Origin of the sequence: Levilactobacillus cerevisiae (assembly GCF_003946245.1) — a bacterium.
GTDB classification, from domain to species: domain Bacteria; phylum Bacillota; class Bacilli; order Lactobacillales; family Lactobacillaceae; genus Levilactobacillus; species Levilactobacillus cerevisiae.
The window spans coordinates 1-25,760 of record NZ_RHNN01000013.1 but is presented as its reverse complement, the minus strand read 5'-3'; the positions used below and the strand labels follow the sequence as shown (position 1 = coordinate 25,760).

21 protein-coding genes and 1 tRNA gene are annotated in these 25,760 nt (G+C 51.2%); 3 read left to right on the top strand and 19 right to left on the bottom strand.

Annotated elements, in window-relative coordinates; translation table 11 throughout:
* Window positions 1-11: 11 nt before the first annotated feature.
* The 9 genes from metG to EKM99_RS07770 form a co-directional block, all read right to left on the bottom strand.
* Window positions 12-2,048: a methionine--tRNA ligase gene (metG, locus tag EKM99_RS07810; protein ID WP_125582533.1), complete on the bottom strand. Its 2,037-nt coding sequence runs from the start codon at window positions 2,046-2,048 to the stop codon at window positions 12-14.
* A 198-nt stretch (window positions 2,049-2,246) separates the two neighbouring features.
* Window positions 2,247-3,092 (bottom strand): DUF72 domain-containing protein, encoded by an 846-nt coding sequence (locus EKM99_RS07805; protein ID WP_125582531.1) that lies wholly within the window; start codon window positions 3,090-3,092, stop codon window positions 2,247-2,249.
* A gap of 12 nt (window positions 3,093-3,104) precedes the next feature.
* Entirely contained in the window at window positions 3,105-3,431 is a 327-nt protein-coding gene (locus EKM99_RS07800; protein ID WP_125582529.1) for a hypothetical protein, read from the bottom strand.
* Window positions 3,432-3,436: 5 nt separating this feature from the next.
* On the bottom strand, window positions 3,437-4,141 hold the full coding sequence (locus EKM99_RS07795) for an NAD-dependent protein deacylase (RefSeq protein WP_125582527.1): 705 nt from the start codon (window positions 4,139-4,141) through the stop codon (window positions 3,437-3,439).
* A gap of 339 nt (window positions 4,142-4,480) precedes the next feature.
* The gene (locus EKM99_RS07790) at window positions 4,481-5,446 is read right to left on the bottom strand and encodes an IpaB/EvcA family protein (protein ID WP_125582525.1); all 966 of its coding nucleotides are present in this window, start codon (window positions 5,444-5,446) and stop codon (window positions 4,481-4,483) included.
* A 15-nt stretch (window positions 5,447-5,461) separates the two neighbouring features.
* Entirely contained in the window at window positions 5,462-6,724 is a 1,263-nt protein-coding gene (locus EKM99_RS07785) for a hydroxymethylglutaryl-CoA reductase, degradative (protein ID WP_125582523.1), read from the bottom strand.
* Between the two features lie 11 nt (window positions 6,725-6,735).
* Window positions 6,736-7,656, bottom strand: a complete 921-nt coding sequence (locus EKM99_RS07780) for a Ppx/GppA family phosphatase (protein ID WP_125582521.1) — start codon at window positions 7,654-7,656, stop codon at window positions 6,736-6,738.
* A 20-nt stretch (window positions 7,657-7,676) separates the two neighbouring features.
* Window positions 7,677-8,696 carry a tryptophan--tRNA ligase gene (trpS, locus tag EKM99_RS07775; RefSeq protein WP_125582519.1) on the bottom strand — a complete coding sequence of 340 codons (1,020 nt, stop codon included), beginning with the start codon at window positions 8,694-8,696 and terminating at the stop codon, window positions 7,677-7,679.
* 583 nt (window positions 8,697-9,279) lie between these two features.
* Window positions 9,280-10,239, bottom strand: a complete 960-nt coding sequence (locus EKM99_RS07770; protein WP_225419818.1) for an alcohol dehydrogenase catalytic domain-containing protein — start codon at window positions 10,237-10,239, stop codon at window positions 9,280-9,282.
* 323 nt (window positions 10,240-10,562) lie between these two features.
* Between EKM99_RS07770 and helD the strand changes: the two genes are divergently transcribed.
* Window positions 10,563-12,869 carry an RNA polymerase recycling motor HelD gene (helD, locus tag EKM99_RS07765; RefSeq protein ID WP_125582516.1) on the top strand — a complete coding sequence of 769 codons (2,307 nt, stop codon included), beginning with the start codon at window positions 10,563-10,565 and terminating at the stop codon, window positions 12,867-12,869.
* A gap of 107 nt (window positions 12,870-12,976) precedes the next feature.
* On the opposite strand, the gene EKM99_RS07760 is transcribed toward helD, so the two are convergent.
* Window positions 12,977-13,438, bottom strand: coding sequence for a hypothetical protein (locus tag EKM99_RS07760; RefSeq protein ID WP_125582514.1), 462 nt, complete (start codon window positions 13,436-13,438; stop codon window positions 12,977-12,979).
* A 145-nt stretch (window positions 13,439-13,583) separates the two neighbouring features.
* Here EKM99_RS07760 and EKM99_RS07755 point away from each other — a divergent pair, with 145 nt between their 5' ends.
* Window positions 13,584-13,922, top strand: coding sequence for a hypothetical protein (locus EKM99_RS07755; RefSeq protein ID WP_125582512.1), 339 nt, complete (start codon window positions 13,584-13,586; stop codon window positions 13,920-13,922).
* A gap of 163 nt (window positions 13,923-14,085) precedes the next feature.
* Here the strand turns inward: EKM99_RS07755 and EKM99_RS07750 are convergent, their stop codons facing one another.
* The 5 genes from EKM99_RS07750 to EKM99_RS07730 form a co-directional block, all read right to left on the bottom strand.
* The gene (locus EKM99_RS07750; RefSeq protein WP_125582510.1) at window positions 14,086-14,478 is read right to left on the bottom strand and encodes a transporter; all 393 of its coding nucleotides are present in this window, start codon (window positions 14,476-14,478) and stop codon (window positions 14,086-14,088) included.
* Between the two features lie 400 nt (window positions 14,479-14,878).
* The gene (locus EKM99_RS07745; protein WP_125582508.1) at window positions 14,879-15,061 is read right to left on the bottom strand and encodes a hypothetical protein; all 183 of its coding nucleotides are present in this window, start codon (window positions 15,059-15,061) and stop codon (window positions 14,879-14,881) included.
* A 52-nt stretch (window positions 15,062-15,113) separates the two neighbouring features.
* Window positions 15,114-16,295 carry a cation:proton antiporter gene (locus EKM99_RS07740; RefSeq protein ID WP_125582506.1) on the bottom strand — a complete coding sequence of 394 codons (1,182 nt, stop codon included), beginning with the start codon at window positions 16,293-16,295 and terminating at the stop codon, window positions 15,114-15,116.
* A gap of 445 nt (window positions 16,296-16,740) precedes the next feature.
* Window positions 16,741-18,075 carry a dihydrolipoyl dehydrogenase family protein gene (locus EKM99_RS07735; protein ID WP_125582505.1) on the bottom strand — a complete coding sequence of 445 codons (1,335 nt, stop codon included), beginning with the start codon at window positions 18,073-18,075 and terminating at the stop codon, window positions 16,741-16,743.
* Window positions 18,076-18,140: 65 nt separating this feature from the next.
* Window positions 18,141-19,394 carry an MFS transporter gene (locus tag EKM99_RS07730; RefSeq protein WP_225419817.1) on the bottom strand — a complete coding sequence of 418 codons (1,254 nt, stop codon included), beginning with the start codon at window positions 19,392-19,394 and terminating at the stop codon, window positions 18,141-18,143.
* 212 nt (window positions 19,395-19,606) lie between these two features.
* On the opposite strand from EKM99_RS07730, the gene EKM99_RS07725 reads away from it, so the two are divergent.
* Complete coding sequence (locus EKM99_RS07725) at window positions 19,607-20,134, top strand: NUDIX hydrolase (protein WP_125582503.1); 528 nt, start codon at window positions 19,607-19,609, stop codon at window positions 20,132-20,134.
* Window positions 20,135-20,402: 268 nt separating this feature from the next.
* Here EKM99_RS07725 and EKM99_RS07720 read toward each other — a convergent pair whose 3' ends face one another.
* The 4 genes from EKM99_RS07720 to EKM99_RS07705 all read right to left on the bottom strand — a co-directional run bounded on the left by EKM99_RS07720 (window position 20,403) and on the right by EKM99_RS07705 (window position 25,612).
* On the bottom strand, window positions 20,403-23,216 hold the full coding sequence (locus tag EKM99_RS07720; protein ID WP_125582501.1) for a MucBP domain-containing protein: 2,814 nt from the start codon (window positions 23,214-23,216) through the stop codon (window positions 20,403-20,405).
* Between the two features lie 157 nt (window positions 23,217-23,373).
* On the bottom strand, window positions 23,374-24,225 hold the full coding sequence (locus EKM99_RS07715; RefSeq protein ID WP_164511556.1) for a C39 family peptidase: 852 nt from the start codon (window positions 24,223-24,225) through the stop codon (window positions 23,374-23,376).
* Window positions 24,226-24,235: 10 nt separating this feature from the next.
* Window positions 24,236-25,138 (bottom strand): C39 family peptidase, encoded by a 903-nt coding sequence (locus tag EKM99_RS07710; protein WP_125582498.1) that lies wholly within the window; start codon window positions 25,136-25,138, stop codon window positions 24,236-24,238.
* A 401-nt stretch (window positions 25,139-25,539) separates the two neighbouring features.
* Window positions 25,540-25,612 (bottom strand) — tRNA-Thr (locus tag EKM99_RS07705).
* Window positions 25,613-25,760 lie beyond the last annotated feature (148 nt).

The window sequence follows — 25,760 nt, the reverse complement described above, 5'->3', positions numbered from 1 at the left end:
AACCGGCAATCCTAGCTGACGTCGGAGCCATTCACCATGGTGCTTGGCAACGTCAAGAGTTGGACCTGATTGTCGTGTTCAGCGGACAGTAGCATCCCCTGACTCACCTCACCACGCATCTTCCGTGGCTTTAGGTTGGCAACGATCACAACCTTCTTCCCCACCAATTCTTGGGGTTCTGGATACCATTCGGCGATACCAGACAGAATCTGCCGGTTGCCTTGGTCCCCGACGTTCAGTTGGAACTTCAGGAGTTTGTCGGCACCTTCAACGTGGTCGACCGCCGTGATTTCAGCGACCCGGAGTTCAATCTTTTCAAATTTATCAAAACGAATTTCCGGTTTGCCGTCAACGGCTTCGTCAGCGTCGTTCTTGCTGGCGGCTGCCTGTTGTGCTTGTGCTTTTTCAGCCATAGCTGCGCGTCCTTTCGTCTTTTCAGACTTGGTCATCTGACCTTGAATGAAGTCAACTTCTTCTTGCACGTCGATCCGAGGGAAAATTGGTGTTCCCTTGGCAACCACCTGCTTGCCAGCTGGTAAGTCGGCTAAGTTCAGGTCGGTCATCGTCAACGTCGCTGGGTCCAAGCCCAATTGGTCAAAGATTTCCTTTGGCGCATGGGTCATGACGGGACTGATCAGCGTGGCAATCACCCGCAGGCTAGCAGCTAGATGGGCCATAACGGCGGCTAATTCAGCGGCCTGACTGTCATCTTTAGCTAAGTTCCACGGTTCCGTTTCGTCAATGTACTTGTTGGTCCGAGAAACCAGTTTCCAGATTTCGGAGAGGGCATCGGCAAAATGCATCTTGTCCATCAGGTCGTGGTAGTTGGCAATCACCGTTTCAGCCGTAGCTTCCAGGTCCTTGTCAAAATCTGTGACGCCCGGTGTAAATGCCGGTAGCTTGCCCGCTTCATACTTGTTGATCATGGCAACGGTCCGGTTCAACAGGTTCCCCAAGTCGTTGGCCAGGTCGTAGTTCAACCGGTCAACGAAGTCCTCGGGCGTGAACGTCCCGTCGTTTCCGTAAGGCATGGCGCGCATCAGGTAGTACCGGAGCGCATCCAAGCCGTAACGGTCGACCAAGGTTTCAGGGTAAATGACGTTCCCTTTAGACTTGGACATCTTGCCGTCCTTCATCAGTAACCAGCCGTGCGCAAATAACTCGTCTGGGGCTTCGATGCCCAGGGCGTGCAACACGATTGGCCAGTAAATGGAATGGAACCGCACGATTTCCTTACCGACCATTTGGACGTTAGCGGGCCAGTATTTCTTAAAGAGGCTTTCGTCATCGCTGGTGTAGCCGAGGGCGGTGATATAGTTGAGCAACGCGTCGATCCACACGTAGACCACGTGCTTGGGGTTACTCTTAACGGGCACGCCCCAGGTGAAGGTCGTCCGTGAAACGGCGAGATCTTCCAGGCCAGGTTGGATAAAGTTGTTGATCATTTCGGTCATCCGCGATTCTGGTTGGATGAAGTGGGGATGGCTGTGGTAGAAGTCCAGCAGCCAGTCAGCATACTTGCTCATCTTAAAGAAGTACGACTGTTCCTTGACCAGGGAAACTTCGTGGCCAGAAGGCGCCTTCCCACCAATCACCTTGCCGTTATCGTCGTGGTAGACTTCGGCGAGTTGGGTCTCGGTAAAGTACTCTTCGTCGTCCTCGGAGTACCAACCTTCGTATTCGCCCAAGTAGATGTCGCCCTGCTTTAACAAACGTTCGAAGACTTCTTGCACGGCAGCGACGTGTTCCTTGTCGGTCGTCCGGATGAATTTGTCGTTGGAAATTTCCAGCGTCTTCCAGAGTTGCTTGATGCCAGTCGCCATACCGTCCACGTATTCCTGCGGTGTTTGGCCTTGAGATTGCGCCTTGTCCTCAATCTTCAGACCATGTTCATCGGTCCCAGTCAAGAAGAAAACGTCGTAACCGTTGCTCCGCTTGTAACGCGCGACCGTGTCACACGCAATCGTGGTGTAGGAGTTACCGATATGTAACCGCCCAGATGGGTAATAGATCGGCGTTGTAATGTAAAAACTTGGTTTGTCTGCCATAAAATAAAAGCCTTCCCTCGCTCTAAATTATTCCGTTATTATCGGGTTAAAATTCATGATAAATTCTAATCAAGTATAGCATAAACCCCGGTTTAGCCATAGCGCTAACCCAGGATTTTGTGGTGAAAATCGATCGCCGAAAACCAAAAAGCACCCAACTGAATTTTCGTCAGCTGCGCACCGCAAATTTGGTATCGGTTAAAACAAGTCGAGTTGCTGGGGCGCTAGGTTCTGCCAGTGTAGATTCAGAATTTCCTGAAGCCGTTGCGCGTTGGGAGCCGCGTCCCGCCCGGCGTTGTTGTTGAAGATCACGCAAACATTTTTCGCCTGCCGGTTCAGTTGGTGGACCAGCGTTGCTACCTTTTGGAGTTCGTCCTCTGAGTAACGGTACAGTGTCCGCGTCTTGCGCCAGTTTTCGCCGTGGTTAAACCAGCCCGCGGCATTTTGTCCGTGCAGCCGAACCACAGCCAGCTCGGGCGTGGTGACCGTCGTATCCAGCGGAATCCCGTCGTTCAAATTGTGGGGCTCATCCGTCACCACGTTGGTGAAGCGTAGCGATTTCAGATAGGCCATCACATCGGCCGCCATCCCCGGCGTCGCAAACCAACTGGGACTCCGGAACTCAACCGCCACGGGCAAATTCCCCATCAACACGCGCACCTGCCGCAGATATTCGATATTCGCCGTCGTGCGGTTGAAGAACGGGGGAAATTGAAACAGCACCGTCAATAGTTGCCGGTGCTGGACGAGTGGTTGAATCGCCGCGCGGAACTGGTCAAACGCCAGGTTTCGATCCGTTTCAGCCAGCGTCTCATCCCGGTCGTGGCGCGTCATGACCTGATTGGCCTTCAAAATGTATTGAAAGCCCTCGGGAACCGCCGCCTGCCACTTCTCAATCGTGCTCTCCCGGGGAATCCCATAGAAGGGCGTATCCAATTCAACGACTGGAAAGTGACCCGTGTATTCACTCAGCGTCACCGGGCGCGTTTCACCGCCAATCAAGGCCGGATGTTCCGTCCAGGTCGTCAATCCAATGGTTATCATGCCGATTGCTCCTTACTTAAACCGTTCAAACTGCTTAATCAACTCCGCCTCAGGGGTTGTCAAACGGCCGCTTAGTTGACTGATCAGCCGTTTGCCAGCCATCCGATCATTATACCGAATACCGGTTACACAGAGGTCAATCAGGGCAAATAACACGGTCGCCAGCATCGCCTGATTGCGACTGAAGCTCGCATTAAAGAGTGTCACCAATTGGCTGCTAAAAGCCAACTGGAGAATGCCATAAATCACCAGTGTATCGGGAATGAGCTGGAGGACGTTTAGCCAGCGCAAACGCCTCACCAGCCCCCGAAGTTGATGGATTACTTCTTGATGGGTCATCGACGTTACCCCCGTACTTGAAGTTCATTGAAAAACGCAGTTGCGTCCGCCTGAACCATGGTGTAGTCGAAGCCTAAGTCTAACTTTTCCTGATTAACCACAACCACCTTGGCCAATTGGTTCCGGTAGTCGAGCAGCCCTGCGAATGGGTAAACCCGCATGGAGGTGCCGACAATAACGACCAGGTCAGCCTGATTCATAGCGGCGACCGACCGTTGAATATTTAATTCGTTCAGCCCCTCATCATAAAGCACGACGTCCGGTCGCAACCAGCCGCCGTCCGCGTCATGGTGCGGATCCTGCAGGTAGTCTTGCCAAGCAACCTTGGCGCCACAGACCTGGCAGTGGACCTGATACATGTTGCCGTGGAATTCCACCAGGTGCTTGGTGTGCGCCACGTTGTACAGGTTGTCGATATTTTGCGTAATCACCATGGCCCGATCCTGTTGGGTCAGGGCGGCTTGTTTTTCATGAATGACATTGGGTTTGGCGTCCGGGTAGTACAGGTTTTGTTTCACATAATCGTAAAAGACCTCTGGCTCCTGTACCAGGCAGGCGTGACTCAGGTAATACTCGGCGTTACGGTGACCGGTGTACAGGCCATTCTTAGACCGATAATCCGGAATCCCCGACGGCGTCGAGACGCCCGCACCCGTTAAAAATACGATGTGCTTGGCGTCATCAAAGGTTGCTTGTAAGCTCGCTTCCATCCCCATCATCCCTTCTTAAAATGCTTGAACTGTGTCTGTTTCACTAGTACTATGCCAATTTGACTAAATTACGATACCTAGAAGTAAACCCAGCTTTCGTGTAGCTAGTTGGCCACGCTATTACTATTCGTAAGCCACTTCGCTCATACCGGTCTACGCCAACCGAAAGAGCTAATATCAAATCGACGCGTACGTATGGGCTAACACCGTGTCAGCCGTGAGGGCGGGCAAAAATGAGCCTAGCCATGGAAGACCGCCCTTCGGCTGCCAGCGTCCGCCCACAGCGTTCCGGTCTCATTTTTGCCCGCCCGGTAAGGCGTACCAAATATCCGTCTAGCCCTACCGTAAAATATAAGGCATTTTGAGTTGCTTGAACAGCTCCTCAACCGTCATGCTGTAAATCTTGGTGAAGTACTCCGGCGTATCTTCCTTAGGCGCTGGCGAAGGAATCACAAACGCGTTCTGCTCGTCGGCCCTGTTAAAGCCCACGTACCCCCGCCGTTGGGTCGTCTTCTCGTGCATATCTGAGTGGTAGAGTTCAAAGATCTGTTTGACCTGCAGACTCAGTTGCCGTTTGGACAAGACACTGGTCAACGTGGTGAACTCGGTGTTGTGCAAGGCTGGTAACCGCCAAGCTTCTAGTTGGGCGTCAAACGCCTTGAATAATTTCACCACGTTGCGTCGCAGACTAAATGGCGAATCGACGGGCTTCTCCGTGATGACGGCGTACAATTTCTTGGCAGCTGCAAAACTAATCGGGTAGTCCTTTTCAAACTGGGCCATGATGGCGTCTTCGTCGGTACCAAAGAAGACCAACGCGTCCAGTAACGTCAGCGTCCGCAAGGTCATTTCGTCGTCGACCGGCGTTGGTTCTGGCTTCAGAGTTGCCGTGACGCCTTTCAAATAGAGGTCCTTAATGTGGTCGTCAATCAGGTTGTGCTTGCGCTGTTCGCTGACTACGACTTCATGGCTGACGATGTCGTACAGCTCGGTCCCCATGATCATGAGTTGTTCATCGAGTTGTGGTTGGCCGGTCGTCATGGAGAAGAAAACCTGTGGGAACCCAGATAAAATCATTAATAAATGCAGCAATTCATGGGAAGCCGTATAGTTGGGCGCGGTTAAATCGGCCACTTGGATGGCAATATCCTTGCCCATTTGCATCTGTTGCGCCTGGTCATGCCGTACGAAGCCGGTCTGCAGTTCACCAATGAATTGGACCTCAACTTTGCCCGGATACAGCGCGTTAACCTGGTCTAACAGGCTTTGCACTTCTTTATTTAATTGAATATCTTTTGCTTGCATACTGTTTTATTTCACCTATTCTTTCAAATTTGCTTGGCGAACGGCGGCCAGCGCGGCCTGTGCCTGGGCGGTCGTCGGTTGCGTAATCGTCGCTAAACGTTGAACCACGGCCGGTAATTCCCTCGGCGTCGCCCCGACCGAGAGTGCTAGCGACTTGCGCTGCAGGGACATGTGGCCGCGTTGAATGCCATCGGTCACCAGTGCACGCAAGGCCGCCACGTTTTGGGCCAATCCCACTGCGGCAGTCACGCCCATTAGTTCCCGGGCGCTGGAAACCTGCGCAATCTGCTGGTTGACCTGCACGAGGGGCAACACCTTAGTCGCGCCGCCCACAAAGCCTAAGGCCAAAGGTAGCTTGAGTTCGCCATGCAGATAGCCATCGCTGACCCACCACTTACTAAGCCCCTGATACTGGCCGTGACGGCTGGCAAAGGCGTGCGCGCCACTTTCGACGGCTCGCCAATCATTGCCCATCGCTAGCACCACAGCGTCAATGCCGTTCATGATGCCCTTGTTGTGGGTCACCGCCCGGTACGGATCGACCTGCGCCAGGTCACTGGCCTCGGCGATTCGCTGGGCCACGTCCGCCCCGGCAATCGTTTTCGTTTGCAACTGTTCTACAGGAACGGCACAGCTAGCTGTGACCAGACTGTGCGTGGCGTAATTACTGAGAATACTCATCAGGATGTCATCATCCCGCTGGGCCTTAATCTCGGCCGCTACAGCTTCCGTGAGCGTGTTGACCAGGTTGGCCCCCATTGCTTCACCCACATCGATAAACAGGTCTAACGAGACCCAATTGGGCGGTAGGAGGCGTACCCGCAAGGAACGCGCACCGCCACCGTGACTCAGCAGGCTGGGATGGGCAGCATCGGCGACCTTTAATAGCCGTTGCTGGTTGGCCATGAGCCACGCCTGCAAGTCGGTCGGGTCAGCCACGTGACTGAACACAATCTGCCCCATCACCTCGCGCCGGTCAACGACAGTGGTGATGCCCGCTTCACTCGTCAATAACCGCCCGCCATTACTGGCCGCGGCAATCACAGAGGGTTCTTCGGTCACCATGGGCACGGTCACGGCACGGCCATTAACGCGGAGGTTGACCGCGACGCCTTCCGGTAAGCCGTAGGTCGTCAGGTAGTTTTCAATTAAGTCTTCATCACTAGCCTGCCGGTGCGCCACAATCGCGGCCAGCTGGGCCTGTGTTAACTGGACCCGTTGCGCAATTTGCTGGCAACGATCAGCGTACGACAAGCGGTAAAAGGGTGTCTGGCTCATTTGTGAACCTCCTAACGTTGACTGAGGTATTCGGAGATGATCCCTTCCCGAACGCCACTTTCAGAGAAAATAACGCGGTCGGAATCTAGCATCTGCAGGAGGGTTACCAACGGCAACATCCCCCCGATAATAATATCAGCTCGTTCGGTCTCAAGGCCAGAGATTCGCTTGCGCTCGCGCAAAGGCACCCGCAACAACCGTTCAAACGTCTTCATGACCTGTCCGGTTGTCAGCCGGTACCCGTGGATATTTTCCACGTGCAGAATCTTCTGTTGTTGGCGGTTCATCCGCGCTAACGTCCGGTTGGCACCCCCGAGGAGGACCAGTGGCAGGTGTTTGGCATCATTTAGCCACCAAATATCTTGGAGTCGTTCCCGCAAAAAGACTTGTGCGGAGAACAGATCCACCGCCGTGACCCGGTCATCGAGCCGAAACTGTTCCGACAGGTTGACCGCGCCAAACGGCACACTGATCAGATTGGCATCCCGGCTGTCCTTCACGTGGACCAATTCACAGCTAGCGCCACCCGTATCCAGCAACAGGCAATCCTTGATTTTGAGGCGATTGACCGCACCAAGGTAGTCGTAATAGGCTTCTTGGTCACCGGAGAGGACTTCCAACTCAATGTTGGTCGTCGCGGCCACCCGTTTCAAAAACTCATCGCGGTTCCGTGCCTGCCGCACGGCGGCCGTCGCAATACCCCGCACGATTAGGTTAGGTAATTGCTCATAGTAGGGGCGAAAGGACTTGAGGGCCGCAATCGTCCGGTCCATCGCTTTCGGTTGGAGGATCTTTTCGGGACCCATCCCCTCTGACAACCGGCTGTCAGCCTTAATGCGGTTGACTTCACGGTACGTGCCGTCGTCATGCAGTTCGTTCACGGCCATGCGAACCGAATTTGAGCCCAAATCAACAATGGCTAAGTTTTGCATTGTTCATCCCCCCGTTCGGTCTAACCGAAGTAGTCGATGCCAATCGCGTGACGCACTTCCCGCAACGTTTGGGCGGCGACTTGGTTGGCCTTTTCGCTCCCCTGCTTGAGGATATCGTAAACGGCACCTTCATCGGCCGCAAAACTTTCGCGGCGTTCGCGAATTGGTTGTAATTTTGCTTGAAGCACGTCGTTCAGGTAACGCTTGATCTTAACGTCCCCGAGGCCACCATGTTCGTACTGGGCCTTCAATTCTGCCACGTGCTCATGGTCATCCGCAAAAATGTCCAGGTACGTGAAAACGGTGTTCCCTTCGATGTGACCGGGATCTTCGATGTGAATGTGCTCTGGATCCGTGTACATGGACATGATCTTCTTTTGAATCGTATCGGCACTGTCGCCCAGATAAATGGCGTTGTCCAAAGATTTGCTCATCTTGGCGTTGCCATCGAGGCCAGGAATCCGGCCCTGTCCCTTAGGTGGGAAATAGCCTTCTGGTTCAACCAGGATTTCCTGTTCGTAAACGCTGTTGAAGCTCCGAACGATTTCCCGAGTTTGCTCGAGCATGGGTTCTTGGTCTTCCCCAACGGGAACGGTGTCGGCCTTAAACGCCGTGATGTCGGCAGCCTGGCTAACGGGGTAGATGAAGAACCCGGCGGGCACACTTTCACCAAAGGCCTTTTGCTTGATTTCATTCTTAACGGTCGGGTTCCGGTTCAACCGGGAAACGGAAACCAGGTTCAGATAAGCCATGGTTAACTCGTTCAGGGCTGGAATCTGTGACTGTACTAAAATCGTTGACTTGGCGGGATCGATGCCGACCGCTAAATAATCAAGTGCAACTTGTAACAGGCTGTGGCGGATTTTTTCGGGATCGCGGGCGTTGTCGGTCAGTGCTTGCATGTCCGCAATCATAATATAAGTATCGTAATCGCCCGTGTTTTGCAGCGCCACGCGGTTCTTGAGGGAACCAACGTAATGCCCAATGTGAAGCTTACCTGTAGGTCTGTCACCAGTTAAAATAACGTGTTTTTTGCTCATTTTGTTCATCCTTTCTGAAAAAGCGCCCCATTGGCCAATTGCCAATAGGACGCTCGTGCGCGGTACCACCTAATTTGTGGTCGTTGTGACCACCACTCTTGTCGGTAACGGGGACACCGCGATAATTAATTATCGGTTAGTTTAAATCTACTTGACCCATTTGGGCCGTAAAACCGTTTCAGCACGAGCGGTTTTTCTCTGGAATTGGCCTACTTCTATCAAGTTCTATTCCCTTATTTTAGAGGTTTCTGCGGGGAAAGTAAACTGGTAACTTCTACAAATATTTTTATGCCAACATCGTTAAGGACCAGTGAACTAAGCATCATCAGTCCAGCCATTGGCATCGGTTCAGCTAACCGAGAGTCAATCCACAAATTGCCTAAAATTTGCCACCTACGGCTGCCAGAGATTCCGGCTGCTATAGGGACCGCCTGCGGCCTGGGGAGCGGTCCTCCGTCTCTGTCCTCCTCCGGTTAGGATTGTTCTGCACCATGAAATTGAGGGACTCATCGCTGAGTCAGCAACGTTTGCCCACGACTCTTAACCTGGAGACTAGCTAACATGTCGGGCTATTCACGCCGTACTAATCTTGCGTGGCAATCAAGCGACCATTAACTTCGCCTCGACGCAACGTTTCCAATCCAGCATCAATTTGATTGAAGGCAATCGTGGCTAAGGTCGGCTTAACTTTTCCTTGAGACAAAGCATCGTAGCAGAAGGCAATATCTGAATTGTCTCCACCCATGCTGCCCACAACTTGAGCTCGTTTCATAATCAAATCCCACGTACTGATGGTTGAATGAAGAATTCCCATCCCGACAACAACCACCTTACCACCTGGAGCCACGACGGATAAGGCATGACTTGTCGTGCTATCAAAACCTGCAAAATCCACAATCAAATCGGGCGCGACTTCTTTCATCTCAGCCACGTCATCAAAAATTGCCTTGCAGCCCATAGCTTCGGCCATCTTTTTAGCTGCTGGTTTCGGGTCTGCTGCGTACACCTCACAGCCTGTCGCAATCGCCAGTTGAGCACCGAAGTCGCCGATTCCGCCGATCCCAACGATACCGACCTTCATTCCAGGCTTCGCGCCACCAACACCAAAGATTGCACGATGAGAGGTCATCCCCGCATCAGTTGCCGCAGCGCCATCAATGAACGACACGTTGTCAGGCAATGGAATTAATTCTGTCTGTGGGACAACCAGTTTGTTAGCGTAAGCACCATCCACAACGCCACCAATAGAAACCTGCGTGTCGGGATCAATTGGACAAACACCAACCCGATCTCCCGGCTTGAATTTGCTGACACCCGCACCAACAGATTCAATAACGCCTGCACATTCATGGCCTAAGATGACTGGTGGCTGAATTAAATTCATCCAGCCCGGGTCGTCAATAATGGTCACGTCCGTGTGGCACAGCCCAGAAGCCTTGATATCAATCACAACTTGCCCTTCTTGGGCGACGGGATCAGCCACTTCAACCAATCGTAACGGTTCGTGGGTCTTCGTAAATTGCCAGCCTTGCATCATAATCATCCTTTCGCGTGGGAACCTTCAACAGCCTATGTATCAGTGCAATCGAAGTCAGATTTGCCAGACTTACTTCATGCCTCCGAGTACGACTGATAACTTCAGCCTATCATAGAAGTCGCAGTAGTGTAAGCGCGTTCATAAACGTTACGTCAATGCCATCGTCCGTTTGAAACACCGCCATGCAATATTGTCACGAAACCCTCTGCCACTTTAAACAGCAAAAAAGCCTGAAAATTTCTGATCAGCGAAGTAGGATTGATTGACATGCAGTGGGAATATGACTAAACTTGTTAGGCACTTTAGACTAGCAAAAGGAGGCGGTCATTTTGACCACCAGCGAAGAAGCACAGGAACAACAGCGCGTCGACCGCGTGGTAAATGAAATTGGCAAGCGCATCGACAAGACCGATGCTGACTACAACGCCGCGCATCAAGAATTGCGCAACGTCCTGCAGAATTACAGTGAAAACACCTCGGTCAACTGGTTTGAAGTCGATGACCGAATCGAAACCAGTGCCGAATTGCAGCAGCAACGGGCGTTAGTCTCCCGTTTAACTGAAAATCAAAATATCATTCAAGGCCAACTAGATACGTTTAAGGAACTGCAGAAGTCTCCTTACTTTGGCCGTATCGACATCCAAGATCCCGACGATTCCCAACCAGAATCCTTGTACATCGGCACCGCCTCATTTGTGGACGATGATCAGAATTTCTTGGTCTACGATTGGCGGGCACCCGTTTCCAGTATTTATTACAACGGGGTGCTCGGTCAGGTGGCCTACAACACGCCGGCCGGTGATCAGCAGACCAACTTGCTCAAGAAGCGCCAATTTCTGATTCAAGGTGGCCAAATTGAAAGCATGTTCGACACCAACGAAACCGTTGGCGACGAGATGCTTCAGCATGCGTTGGGCGAGCAAAACGACGCCACCATGCAAAATATCGTGGCCACCATTCAGCGTGAACAAAACGACATCATCCGCGATACCAAGAGCGACTTGTTGGTCGTTCAGGGGGTCGCCGGCTCCGGGAAGACGTCCGCCATTTTACAGCGCATTGCCTTCCTGTTGTACCACAGTCGCCGCGACCTCGAGGCCGATCAAATCGTCTTGTTCTCGCCCAACCGCCTGTTCAGTCACTACATCAGTGACGTGCTCCCCAGCCTAGGGGAACGGAACATGCGGCAGGTCACGCTGGCAGAATTTTTAACACAGCGGTTCCAAGGGCTCAACGTCCAAACGCAATTTGAACGTTACGAGGCCGATCAGGAGGCCCCCGTTAACCTGCCGTTGCGTAACTTCCGGGAGAGTGCGGCCATGATGACGGCGGTCAAAGACTACTGTTACCAGTGCACCCCGGACGATTTGAAATTCACCGACATCCGCTTCAAGAGTCGTGTATTCTTTAGTAAAGAAGAAATCCGCGACATTTATCGCCAGTTTCCAGACGCAACGGCCCCAGCTGACCGCCTGCTACGCACGAAAAACGCCTTGGAAAAGCGCCTCAAACACCGAATTGCCGCTGAAGCCAAGGAAGACTGGGTCCGCGATATCATCGATCAACTGAGTGATGAGGATTACCACAATCTGTTAGGTGAAAAGCACTTAGGTAAATTTGAACAGCTAGACGACGAAATTGACTACATTGCCCGCCAAATTGTTCGGCGGCGATTGCGTTCCGTTGACGATGCCATTTACAACGGCTACTTCTTGGACGTCTACAGTCAATACACGGCGTTCTTGGCCCAGTGCCCGCTACCTGAAATTGTGACCCAGACCGATTGGCAGCAGGTCGTTGACACCTATCAACATGACATTGAATTTCACCAATTGGCCCTGACTGACGCGGCACCTTTGCTGTACCTGCGGGATATTTTAGCTGGCGGCGGGGCCAATCATCGGATGCAGCATTTGTTTGTCGATGAGATGCAGGACTATTCAATGGCCCAATTGATTTACCTGCAACACGCCTTTCCGCGGGCCAAACTCACCCTCTTAGGCGACAGTGAACAGGCGCTCTTCAAGGCCGTTGAGGCACCCGAGGCCATTTTGAAAAAGTTGGATTCGGCCTTAAACGTCAAACGGTCACGACTGATTACGTTGCGACGGTCTTACCGGTCAACGCTGCCAATCACCACGTTTGCCAAGGCCCTGTTGCCAGACGGCGATCAGATTGAGGCCTTCAACCGGCCGGGTGACTTGCCCAAGGTCATCATTCGCTACGACACGGCGGCGGCCTTCAAGGCATTGGCGCGCGAGTTGAAGCTAGAGTTGGCGAACAGCGGCACCGTTGCCATCCTGACCAAGAGTACGGCGGAAGCCAAGTACGTTTACCAGGAGCTCCACCGTGACTTTGAGCTGACCCGTTTGACGGATACCGACCGATCACTGCCCAAGGGCGTCGTCGTGCTCCCAATCTACCTTGCCAAGGGGTTGGAGTTCGACAGCGTGATTGCCTACAACGTTTCCGCGGAGAACTACCCGGATGAACAGTTGACCGGGACGCTCTACACGATTGCGTCGCGGGCGATGCACCACTTGACGCTGCTCTGCATTGGCGCGGCCTCACCGTTGATTGCGTCTAATAAGATTCCGGCTTCAGATTTAACGATTGAACACGAGTTTCAAAATTAAATCAGTGAGACATTAAAAGCCGCGTTAGCGAGAAAATTTCTCGTTAACGTGGCTTTTTTAAATGCACCTGTGCGCTTGCTTGCGTGAACAACCGTCTCGCAGAATACTTAAGCAATCCCCGCCGGCGTCTTCATCGTGGTGAAGGTCGCCTTGCGGACATAATTGTGGTAACCCTGGTAAAAGTGAACTTGCTTCGATGTAATTTTAACCTTGTAAGTCATGCGTTCACCATCGTACTGCACCTGACTGCCCTTGGGTGAGTATTGAATGCCAGACAAACGATAGACGTGCTTGCCCAATGATTGGTATTTCAGCTTCTTCAAGCCATACCCGGGCAACCGGTAGTAGCGCTCACTCGTGGCGTCATACCCAAATAAGTTCCCCGTGCTCTTCGTTTTGCTGTAGGTAATATAAGCTTTGTTGTCGCCCTTCCCGTTATAAAACCAGGTGTGCCGTAACACTTTGGGCGTCCCTGCGTGCCAGGTTGCTGCCTTGGCGGAGGTCACATTAGCGGCCGTCAAACCAAGCGTCACCGTAGCCAGTGCAAGTAAAAAATAAGGTTTGTTCATGTCGATTCCTCCCGTGAAAAAGCTGTCGCCTGCCGAGTAGCTTTTACTAAACTTACGCGTCTTCCCATCAGAATGCAAGTCGCAACAAAATCGGCGGCACCCGTCAATGTCTGGTATGCTGAGGGTAACAGGGAGATGTTCACACATGCAGCAAAAAAATTGGCGACACCTCTGGTGGGAGCTGGGACTCAACGTTGTTCTACTGGCTCTGCCACTTTTTCTCATCATCGAAGGTTTCATTGGCATGGCGGAGAATGACCCCTTCCACCCCGACGTCTTCGTTTTGTTTGGCGTCTTACTGATGGGAATCCTAAGCTTGGGGATGCTGATCTGGTTCGGCTTTCGTTTGCACCGCCCCGGTTGGCACCGACTGCCCAACTACGAACGCGCCTTACTTATTTTTTACGCGCTGTGGTTCATATTGGGACTGGTCGCGTGGCTAGCGTTCACCGAGGTCATTCCACCAACGTGGTTTATTTGGTAGTGGCCTGAACCATTTAGCAGCATAAACGAAAGTAGTTGACGCTGGACGGTGCATCCCGTAAAGTAGTGACTAACCAATCCGCAAGATAGCAACACTTAAGCCCCGTTAAATCCATTGATTTAGCGGGGCTTTTTCTACGGATATTTATTTTTTCATATTAAAGTCAGTTTGTAGGTGTTTGTGAATCATTGTTTTGGCTAGCGTAGTTCTTGCTTGGGTGTTGTAACATGATGAACACTGCCGCAACAATTAAAACAACCATTGCAGGAAATGCCAGAGCAGCGGAGAGGCCAAACAAGGCACTCCCAATAATACCCAGGACCGATCCCACGAGTGAGATGTTGTGCTTGCGAGATTGAACCAACGCGATAACATTTAAGACTACGCCGATCCAAGCCATTGCGTAGAAGAAAGTAGCTGCGGAATCCGTTGAGCTACCACCATTGCTTGCATCGCTGACCGCAGCACCAAAAATAACAAACCAAGAAATAGCGAACAAGACACAGTTAACAATGTCTAAAACGCCAGTCCAGGTATTAAGCTTTAATCGAGTCATTATAAACTCCTCCTCTAGATATGTGCACAGCTTTTAATGTCATCAGACTTTGGACAATCTCTTATGGATTTGATTCATTGAAACTAAGTTGTTAGTCAAAAAACACGACAATATTAAGCATACTACGATACTTTAGCAAACAAAAGAATTACTTGAATAAATATTCTAAATGATGTGACAAAATACAAGTTAATCCTGGGACGGCTTTGAAATAGATTTTTATGATGAATGCCCACGTCGACCATCCGGTGGTACTCTCTGCAAGGATAATTTAAGTTTTACCAATCATTAGTGAACGTGTGACATGTCCAGGTCGTTTTACTGACACGCAAAAAAGCAGTCCAAAAGTTTGAATGTATCATCAAAACTTTTGGACTAACTTATTACATCGAAGATATTCTTATTTGTGGGCACTATCAATGAGACAATCGATGACCAACGCTAAGCCAATCAAGATTTCAACCAATGCCAGCCACCAATCCAGTGTCAGCAACTTGGTCCCAATCGACCAGAGCCCTGCCAAAATAATAAGGCACCCCAACCAGAATTCAACCTGCTTGTAAAACAAACGATTCAATCGCATGTGCTTTCCCCTACTCTTATAAATATTTGGAATCAAGCGTTCCCCAACGCTGTTAAACGGCCTGTTCTGGTCGCTCCTGTGGCATTCGTTTCAGGGCCTGCTTCAAGAGCAAAGGCGCCAACACGGTTGCCAGAATAATTACTAAAATCATCGCGGAATAGTCGCTGCCGCCTAACAAACCAGCCTCGTGACCAATCTGCGCGGTAATCAAGCCCATTTCGCCACGGGCAATCATCCCCGTACCAATCACGGTACTGCTGGGCATGGTGAAGCCACTCAGCCGCGCACCCAGACCGCAACCAATCAGCTTGGAAATGCAGGCAAGGACCGTCAAAATGGCGATGATTCCCAGATTTTCCACCAAATGATTCAGCGTCATGTTCAGCCCGACACTTACGAAGAAGACCGGAATGAAAATGGCATTTCCTAGTGGCTCGACGTGATCGGCCAAGACGGCGCGGTACGGTGTGTGGGCAACGGCAATTCCGGCAAAGAAGGCCCCGATTGCACCACTAAGGCCGACCATATCGGCGATCCAGGCCATCCCCATGCAGATAACCATCGACATGATCGTCACGCTCGACGCCATGACCAGGCGCTCGCTCAGATGCATTAAGTATGGGGCCACCCATTTCACCACAATATAGGTGCCGCCGAAGAAGGCAACTTGTTCTACCAACACTAGAACCAACGCGGGCTGACTGCCGGCAGTCTTGATTCCCTGGCTGGCCAACAGGCTAATCATCAAGGATAACAGAACCACGCCAATGATATCGTCGGCCACAGCAGCGCCCAGAATAGTCGCGCCCTCCCGTGTCGTCAATGCGTGATATTCCTTCAAAACGGCCACCGAAATCGACACGGACGTCGCGGAAAAAATCACCCCAATGAAGAGCGATTCCAACGGGGTGAACCCCCACCACCAGGAGGTTAGCCCCATGAGTGTAATGGGAAAAATCACGCCGGAGGTCGCCACAACGATGGCTGGGCGGAGATACTTCATCAGTAACTGCAGATTGCTCTCCAGCCCCCCAAGAAACATCAAAATGACAACCCCAATGTCAGCAAACAAGCTCACCAAGTCATTTAACTGGACCCAGTTGAGCAGCGCTGGCCCCAAGATAATGCCGACTAGTAACTCGCCGATCACTGCTGGAACGCCAAGGCGGTTCGATAAATTTCCCGCCAGCGTCGTCAGTACCAAAATCAAACACAACGTTCCTAGAAATGCCACGCGGACTCCTCCTTTTCAAATATAATAAGTTCTATGATACGCCACATTTGGCCAACACAAAAGCACCACCAGCAACTTTTTGGCGGTGCTACGACAATCTACACCTGTTTGTGGGGAATGATTGCCCACCCAAGTACCATCACGCCCCAAAGGACCATCAGCCCTTCAGCCACCATATCAAGCCGTCCCTGGTGGGGATAGCTGATTAACCAACTCACTGACGGTAGAACCAGAAACCACCCAAACCAGAAATTACAAAACCGTTTCTCGCGCCAAAGTTGCTGCACGTTCCTCGCCCCCATTTCAAAGTCTGGTAAAAGTTTACCATCGCCTTCGACATAGGTGGGAGCCAGTCCTTCGGTTGCTTGGGTGAGCGGCCAATCAAAAACACGCTAGGCGTCGCCAACTAAAAGCTGGCACCCCCTAACGTGTCTAGATAATAGATTTAATTGAAGTACGTTAAGTCAGACGCCAATGTTGGATAGGCCGTAATCATTTGGTTAATATCCACGGTTCGCATCTTATTTTGAATGACAAAATCAAGGTAATTAATGACCTGCTCGGCCTCACTACTCAAGACCGCCGCGCCCACAATATTGCCACTATCTTGATCCACCACAACTTTAATGCGTGCGGCTGGATCCTGGATCCGCTGATAACTGTACCAGTGTTTTAAATCCAAGTCGGTGACGTGATATTTCTCTGGTGCACGGGTGGCTTCGGCCGTGGTGATTCCCAACTGAGCCAATTGTGTCTTGCCATAGACGACGGATGGAATCACCGGATAAACAATGTCCGGTGAATCACAAGTCGTCAGCGTTTGGGCCAGGTACCGTCCTTCAAAGCCGGCAACGGGGGTCAATTTCGGTTGTGGCCGGTCAACCACATCACCAATCGCGAAGACGTGGTGGTTGGTCGTTTGTAGCCGGCCGTTAACGCTGATCCCATGCTTGGTAGTGACCACGTTAATGCGTTCCAAGTGTAAATCAGCCAGAACCGGTGTCCGCCCAGCAGTCGCAAAGACTAGGTCGGAGGTCCAGGTCTCTCCCGATGCTGTCGTCACACGATATTGATCATCGGCTGGGGCGACAGCCGTAATGTTTGTGTCCAACTTGACATCCACACCATCGGCACGTAGTCGTGCCAGTAAATCAGTGACGAGATCTTTATCAAACGCCCGCAACGCGCGGTCACTGTGATGGACCAAATGAACCCGACTACCAGCGGCATTAGCAATCGCTGCCAGTTCAACCCCTACGAAACCCGCACCCATGAGGGTAATATCCGTTGGCAACGTATCGAGATCCAAAAACTCGTTGCTAGTTTGTAACCATTCCTGACCATCAATGGCTGGTAGATGCGGTTCCTGCCCCGTAGCGATAATCCAGTTAGCCGAATTCAGCTGTTCGTCCCCCACAGACAAGGTGCCATCTTCGTTAAAGCTCGCCACACCATGAAAATTAGCAATGCCAGCGGCTTGCAGTCCACCCTGCGTCCCACTCGGAATTTTATCCGTGTAGGCCCGCTTGGCCGCCATCAAAGCCGGCCAATCTATTTGGGGCGTTCCAGTCAGGCCGTGCCCTTGTAGCGCTTCACTCCGGCCCTGAGCCTCTACGGCAGCCATCAAAATCTTCTTCGGGTCGCAACCGCGGTTAGGACAAGTGCCACCCCAAAGGTCCTTTTCCACCACAGCGACGTTCATGCCATGCGCATGTAAACCATAGGCCGCAGCTAGTCCACCTGGGCCGCCACCAATCACAACAACATCAAATTCTTGCATGCTGTATCCCTCCATTTCGTATACTCTACGTTGTCGAGTGTAGCACGAAATGCCCGCAATCACGCCTAATTTGCTTTACCTGGGTGCCGACGGACGAGGATGACGTCTAACCCCATATACACGGTGATGACGATCCCAGTAACCAGGTAAACGGGACCCGCTGCCAGCTTTTGAAATAACACCCCATAGAACACGGTTCCTAAAGGCAAAGCGAGTTGCATCAGCGTTGACACGGTGGACCCTACCCGCCCCAGTAGTTCTGTGGGCACCGTCATTTGCATATAGACGGAAATCGGCGTGTTCACGAAGGCCAAGACTAACCCAATCGCTAACGAGACCATAATTAGACTAATAACCAATGTGCGACCACCGATTGGTACCATGAAGAGAACGCCAATCGCAGTAATTAAGATGCCGATCGTTATCGACAATCGCAACACGGTCATTAAAACGTTTTTAAAACGCGGCAATACAGATAGAATCAGGTTACCCAGGAGCACGCCGCCAGCAAAGGCACTGAGTATCCAGCTCAGCCGTGAATTTCCCAAGTGCCGCGTCTGAACGACTGCAAACGGGAGCCCCACGTCAATCGAGGAGAAGAGGAAATTCAAGAAGATTCCCATGGAGACCACTGAAAACAACGTGAAGTGCTGACGGATAAACAGTAAGCCCACTTTGAATTGTTCCCATTGGCCTTTAGCCACGGGCATACTCGTTTCATCTGCGCCCTTGAGGGGATGGAACCGCATGCTTAAAGCAATCAACCAAGTCGATGCCTCCACGACAATTTCAATTTCGACGATTCCTTCAAACCCAATCCAGCCGTAAAGGGCCGCAGCTAAAACTGGGGAAATCAATTGAATCCCAGCCGTAGCGGCCTGTTCGATGGTTGCTAACGTCTTCACGTGTTCATCGTTAACTAACTCGTGAACAGACGCGGTGTAGGTCGTCGCGGTTACCTTGTCTGCACTAGCAATAATGGTCAGCACAATGACCGCCAAAACCATGACGTTGCTCACATGAGGCGCCAGCAAAGCATAGGCGCTGAAAGCTAAGACGTCGATGCCCCGACTGCTCAAGAGTAACGGCTTATGCTTGCGGTGATCTACAAGATTGCCAACGGGCATCACGAGTAGTAGCCCGACTAGCGGATAGATAATGGATCCCAGGCCAAAACTAATCGCGGAATGCGTCGTATGTAATAACATGAGTCCCAGGGCAAAACTAAAGGTGTCACCACCAAGGGTGCTAATGATATCGCTACTGGCGGCCTTCACGATTTGAATGACCGATTGGCGATTGGTAATTTGAACGTCCAAGGTGGTCCCTCCCATCAATAAATATTCTCATTATACTCTAACCATTTTCTAATTAATAGTTTTCCACAAAATTCTTTCGGAAACCTGCCAATCACCTCACATCATGATTTCCTGTCAGTGATGTGCTTTTTGAATCCAATCGGCTAATTTAACGGTCAACCTTTTGACGTAAAAGTGGTACGCTAGACTAAAAGGTTTGGAGATGATTGGTTATGGCGGCTGACCGCTTAGGCGAGTATTGGGACGTTTACAATCGGCAGTTACAACGGGTCGGCCAGCAGCAACGCCGGGAGCCCGTGCAGGTTGGGGAATTTCATTTGGTCGTCGATGCCTTTATCTTTAACCCGGCGGGACAAGTGCTTCTGCAACAACGCTCTCCCGATAAGCTCAACTTTCCGAGTTGTTGGGATTGCTCGGTGGGTGGTTCGGTAGTTGCTGGCGAAACCATTACGGCAGCGATGCACCGGGAAATGACCGAGGAACTGGGATTAGACATCTCGGTAACCCCCGCGGACAACTTTCTTTTACAACCACACTCGCACTGGATTGAGGCGTGGTTCGCCTTTCAAACGGACTGGACCGTCGCTGATTTTACGATTCAAACTGCCGAACTTCAACGTGTCGCTTACTTTGATCCCGTAAACGCCCACCGGCACCTCCAACAGATCGGCTTCAATGCCTACACGCAGGAACTGGAACGCGCACGTCATCATATCCAGGAACGCCTAAACATGGTGTAATTAAAAAGGAAGTCCCGCCAACGCTCACCGACGTTGACGGGACTTCCTTTTTTAGCTATCTGACGCCTGGCTTTCAACTGACCTTCCTCAAAATTTTTATCAGTCCGGACTAAGACGTTGCTTGTAAACTGATGTAGCTCCCCCAGCTACAATTTCATACTTACGTCTTTGACTAAACCAGTTAAACATTGGTTCTAAATCTAATGATCAGTCTTGCGTGACAAATTACTGCATTCTTCTATTACTGCTAGTTGGTCGTGACTGAATTCTATTGCCGGCGTTTGCGAGACATTTTCCAGCCGCCTAACGTCATGGCCACCATTAGTGCACCGAGCCACGATGCCTGTGACTGTTGTTCGTTGGCTTGCGGCAAGACGCCATTCGCCGTGCTTCCGTAACTACTACCAGTAGAATGGCCATAACTACCACTTCCACTGCCGGTACTACTGTCACTATCGTCGGAACTGGCCGCACCGGAACCCCCATAGCTTAACCCACTTGGTGAGCCACCGGTCGCGGAACCACTGCCACTCGTCAAGCCGTCAGCAAGCGAACCGGTAACGTTTTGGTCCTCATCTTCTTCAGCGCTCACGGCATCCTCTTGTGAACCAGTGTTGCCAGATTGTGAACCACCGTTGTTGGCACCCGAGCCATTGTTAGTCCCGGAATCGTTGCCATTCCCATTGTTACTGCCATTACCGGAACCGTTGTTCGAACCGTTATTGCCGGTACCAGAACCATTGCCATTGTTTGAGCCCTGGTTACCAGTGTTCGTTCCATTACCTGAACCACTGTTACCATTGTTTGAACCGCTGTTACCAGGCCCTGATCCATTGCCTGACCCGCTATTGCCAGAACCACTACCTGAACCATTGGTGTTACCGTTATTTGAACCATTGCCTTGACCGGAACCGTTGTTGTTCCCATCACCGACACCAGTATCGTTCCCGTTTCCAAATTCGTTACCGCCACCTGGAGTCGTAGTACCAGGTCCGGTTACGTTTCCGCCGCCATCACCGGCGCCACCTTCGTTGCCGGAGCCGCCTTCGTTACCGGAACCGTCACCGTTGCCAGAGCCAGAGCCGCCGCCAGTACCAGATCCACCACCGTTGCCAGAGCCAGATCCACCACCGTTGCCAGAGCCAGATCCACCACCGTTGCCAGAGCCAGAGCCGCCTGTGTTTCCGCCACCGGAACCGCCACCTGGATTCGTACCACCAGCTCCAGGCCCGGTTACCGTTCCGCCACCGTTGCCGGTGTTAGTGCCATCACCGCCATCGCCAGTGTTAGTCCCATCACCGCCATCGCCGGTGTTAGAACCGTCATCACCATCGCCGGTGTTAGAACCGTCACCACCATCGCCGGTGTTAGTCCCATCGCCGCCGTTCCCGTTATTCGAGCCGCCGTCGCCATTCCCGTTGTTAGAACCGCCATCGCCATTCCCGTTGTTAGAACCGCCATCGCCATTCCCGTTGTTAGAATCGCCATCGCCATTCCCGTTGTTAGAACCGCCATCGCCATTCCCGTTGTTAGAACCGCCATCGCCATTCCCGTTGTTAGAACCGCCATCGCCATTCCCGTTGTTAGAACCGCCATCGCCATTCCCGTTGTCAGAACCACCGTCGCCGTTCCCGTTGTTAGAACCGCCATCGCCATTCCCGTTGTCAGAACCGCCATCGCCATTCCCGTTGTTAGAACCGCCGTCGCCGTTCCCGTTGTTAGAACCGCCGTTGCCATTCCCATTACCGGCATTGTTGTCCCCGCCGTCACCAGGGTTACTCCCACCGTTGGAACCGCTATCATTATCGTCCAGCACGTAGACAAAGGTCACGGACTGCTTGTCAGCCGTAAATTCACCGGTTGCTTTTCCTTCAACCTTCTGCAATTTGTATCCGGAAATTTTCTTTTCTTCCGCGGTGTAACTAGCTCCCAAGTTGTCCTTCAAAACCTCATCTTCACTCAACTTCTTCCCCTGATCATCAACGTACGACACCGTGACTGGCGCTGGGTACACATCCGATGAATACGTATCAATGTATGTCCAAATTGGCCGGTCATCATCCCCACGAACCTCACCAATCATGGCAAAACGGTTGTCGGCACCTACACCAGCAATCTGTCCTTCACCAATTGTATCAGTCGCTTTCGTCCGTTCTTGAACCGCCAGATTTTTAAAATCAAGTCCTTTAGTCTGTGTGTTGGCAGTCGCTTCCCCGCCGCTAAACCGTGGCTTGTAGAACCGCGTCGTTGACTGCCATTCGCCTAGCTCATTTCGGTATTCCTGAAAGTAAGACGTCATGTCAAATTGTTTCACCGGCGTCATCTGCTTTTTAGTGCCATCAATCCAAGTTAAGCTGTTTTCTAGATGGACGTTGGCTGTCTGTCCTTTAAGTCGTGAATTTGCCGTGATGACCTGATTGGTTATTTCTAAAACTTCAAAATTCTTCCCGCCCAGTGGTGAAAAATCTTTAATCCGACATCCCGTCAATTTAAGGACATCCAGCTTAGGCAACCCAGCCAGCGAACTGATATCACGAATCATGTTGTGGCTCAGATCCAGCACCTTTAAATTTTGTAATCTTTCCAACTGCTTTAACTTGGTCAACTTGCCCTGCTCTTGCGCAATTGGCTTGGAACCAGCCGTAAAGTGGTCCCTGTCATCAAAGTTTCGAATTGACCCGTCCAATTCTAGTTCTTCCAACTCCTTGAAGTACTTAAGACCCGCCAATGAATACTCACCCAACGGAATGTTGGTCCCGTAGATTGTATTTTCTTTGGTAATCGCTAACCGTTTAATGTGGGTGACGTCTTTTACCTTAACCTCAGAAAATTCCGTCCATTTTTTGCGACCGAGGTTTTCTCGATTAAGCGCTTGCAAAACAACCGACTGGAGATACACATTTTGCATTTCCTTATCTAAACGATCCGTTGGTTTCAAATCTCCCGTTTCAACCACGCGAACGTGCCCAGAACCTTTCGCTGCAAATGCATGTTTCGTCTGATCATCCGTCATCAGCATACCCGTCCCCATCAAGGCCGCTGCCGTTGCTATCCATAAACTGTTACTGACGTGTTGTGTCATCTCTTTCTCCTCCAAAAATTTAATTTACTTACGCTTGTCTTTGTTCTCTTTCCGATAAACCATATCCTATCAGGTCGCCACCCAAAAGAAAATATAATTCATTGTGCACAATCAAAATAGGAACCACCGCCTTTCAACGGTGATTCCTATTTTTTTGTTAACGTACCGCAATCGCCCGTGAATGGCGGGATTGGTATACGTCGGTGAAGTTTGTTGAGCGCACCCAATAAACCTTGTTGGGCCACCCTCTTTTCATGTATGGATCTGCAACTAAAAATTGACCAGGTTGATACCCAACTAATGCTAAGACGTGGTATGGTCGCTGTTTTTGCATCCGCCAAGCGCCAGCAAAAATCACGGCATTGCCCCGTTTTATTTCCTTTATCAACTGATTCTTACTGGCGCCGGTAATATTTTCAGCGTGAGGATCATAGGTTTTGGTATAAGCCGTTAAAGGCTTGGGATAAATGGTCCGGGTCTCACCGGGACGGCTCTCCGTATAGGGATTCCCTACAAAACCTTGACTGGGCGTCTTTGCTTTAGGCATTTTGGTAATCATGGTTTTCAAGGACGTCCCCGTCGCGAGTCCTTTCACGGATAGCGCCATTTTTAAGCTGCCGGCTTCACAGGCATTGGGCGCGTACAGCGGATACAACTGGCTAGTGTAGGTGTAGGGTAGGACGTAGCGCTTGGTGGTTCTCAGCCCATTAGCATTGAGCCAGCCATACGTGTGGCCCCGGCGACTGATTTGAAAGTAGCGCGTCCGTCCCCGCTTGGCGACCCGGTCAATCTGGACCAGTTTTCCTTGCAACTTGCCTGTTTGACGGGTTGATTTTGCCTGCGTCGTGTACGGTTGATTCCACAGCCGCCAGCCTGCACTACGAACAATTCGGGCATGATAGTGACGACCAGACGTCACGACATATTCACTGGCATGCGCAATCCCAATGAGACTGACACCTATCAGAATTGTGGTCACACCAGCTAGTACATTTAACCAATTTTTCATCAGTCTCTCCTTACTGAACAGCAACCGCAAAGTGTTTATAGTTATAACTGCGGGCAAATTTCTTGGCACTGACCCAATATTTGCCGTGGTTGGGATCGGCAACGTGGTACGCCCCTGCCTTATAGCCGTCGAGCAACATGACGTGACTGTTGTTAATACCAGTTCCCCAGAAGTAGTGACCATACTGCGCCTTGGCAAAGTGCAACGTCACGTAAACCACGACGGGATTGTGTAGTCGCAATTGCGACCGTAACTTGGCTAATGACGCGCCACTGATATTCTTAACTGGCGTATAGGTATTACCCCATTTTGCCAGCGGTTTCGGAAAGATCGACTGGAAGACTCCTGGCGTCACTTTATAGGGACTACCAGCAAAGCCGTTATTGGGATTATTATTTTTACTCCGTGGCAAATGACGCATGAACGCCACCAATCCCGTCGATTTTAAAACGCCCTTGTAATGTAGCCCTTCCAACAGGCTGGCAGACTCACATCCCATCCAAGCTTTCACAGCATTTTGGCTAATATAAGACGCACCCAAGTTGACCTTAGCTGGCGTTTTCAAATCGTGCGCCAATACCCACCCACTAACCTGCTTGGGCGTCTTCGAGCTAGTTGACGTGACGTAGTTGTAGCGTGCGCTCTGGCCATTCGCCATCTGAACTAATGCCGACCGGCTGACAATCCAGGCTGTATGCGGATATTTCTTGAGTTGGTGTGTAGCGGTTAATGTCAGCGTTTGATCTGTGTTTTTAAACGTATAGAGGCTCCCAGCGATATTCCCCGTTACCTTCCCATACTTTGTGACGGCCTTTTGTGAAATGACGTGCTGGGCACTTGCGGCTTGAGCGGTTACCCCTAGGCCAAGACATGCTAACCCGACAGCTATACCAATACCAATTTGCTTAAACATTTTATCCTCCTAATACGAAAACGTTACTTCTCCCAGCCTCACAAAGGAAGCGTCCAGCACCGCTAAAGCAGACCGTACGGGTAGGACTCCTTGGCTCTGAGAATTGCACTACATTACTTTCCACGACACTTTCTTCGCCCCACTGGAGATAACGCCTTTATGCTCATACAGCAAGTCCCCTTTCCATGAGACAACGCTTTATATTTCTAACCCTTAAAGTATACAGCCGCCAACTATCAGGAAACAAGTGTGTTCCACCTTATTGATTTATTTTAGCAATACTGATTTACCACGTGGCCTTTACTGCGGATTCGACAACAAAAAACCAAGAGAGTGTGGGGAAGACCCTAAACGGCGGCCTTATCCACACTCTCTTGGTTCTACATTTTTGTCTACTGATAAGCCGCTTATTGGATTTGAACCAACGACCTCTTCCTTACCATGGAAACGCTCTACCTACTGAGCTAAAGCGGCATAATACCATTATCGCTAATTTCACGAAAAATGGCAATAAAAAAAGACCCAATCACTGGGCCTTTCCGTTTGCGTAGCAACGTCCTATCCTCGCAGGGGGCGATCCCCCAACTACTATCGGCGTGCTGAAGCTTAACTTCCGTGTTCG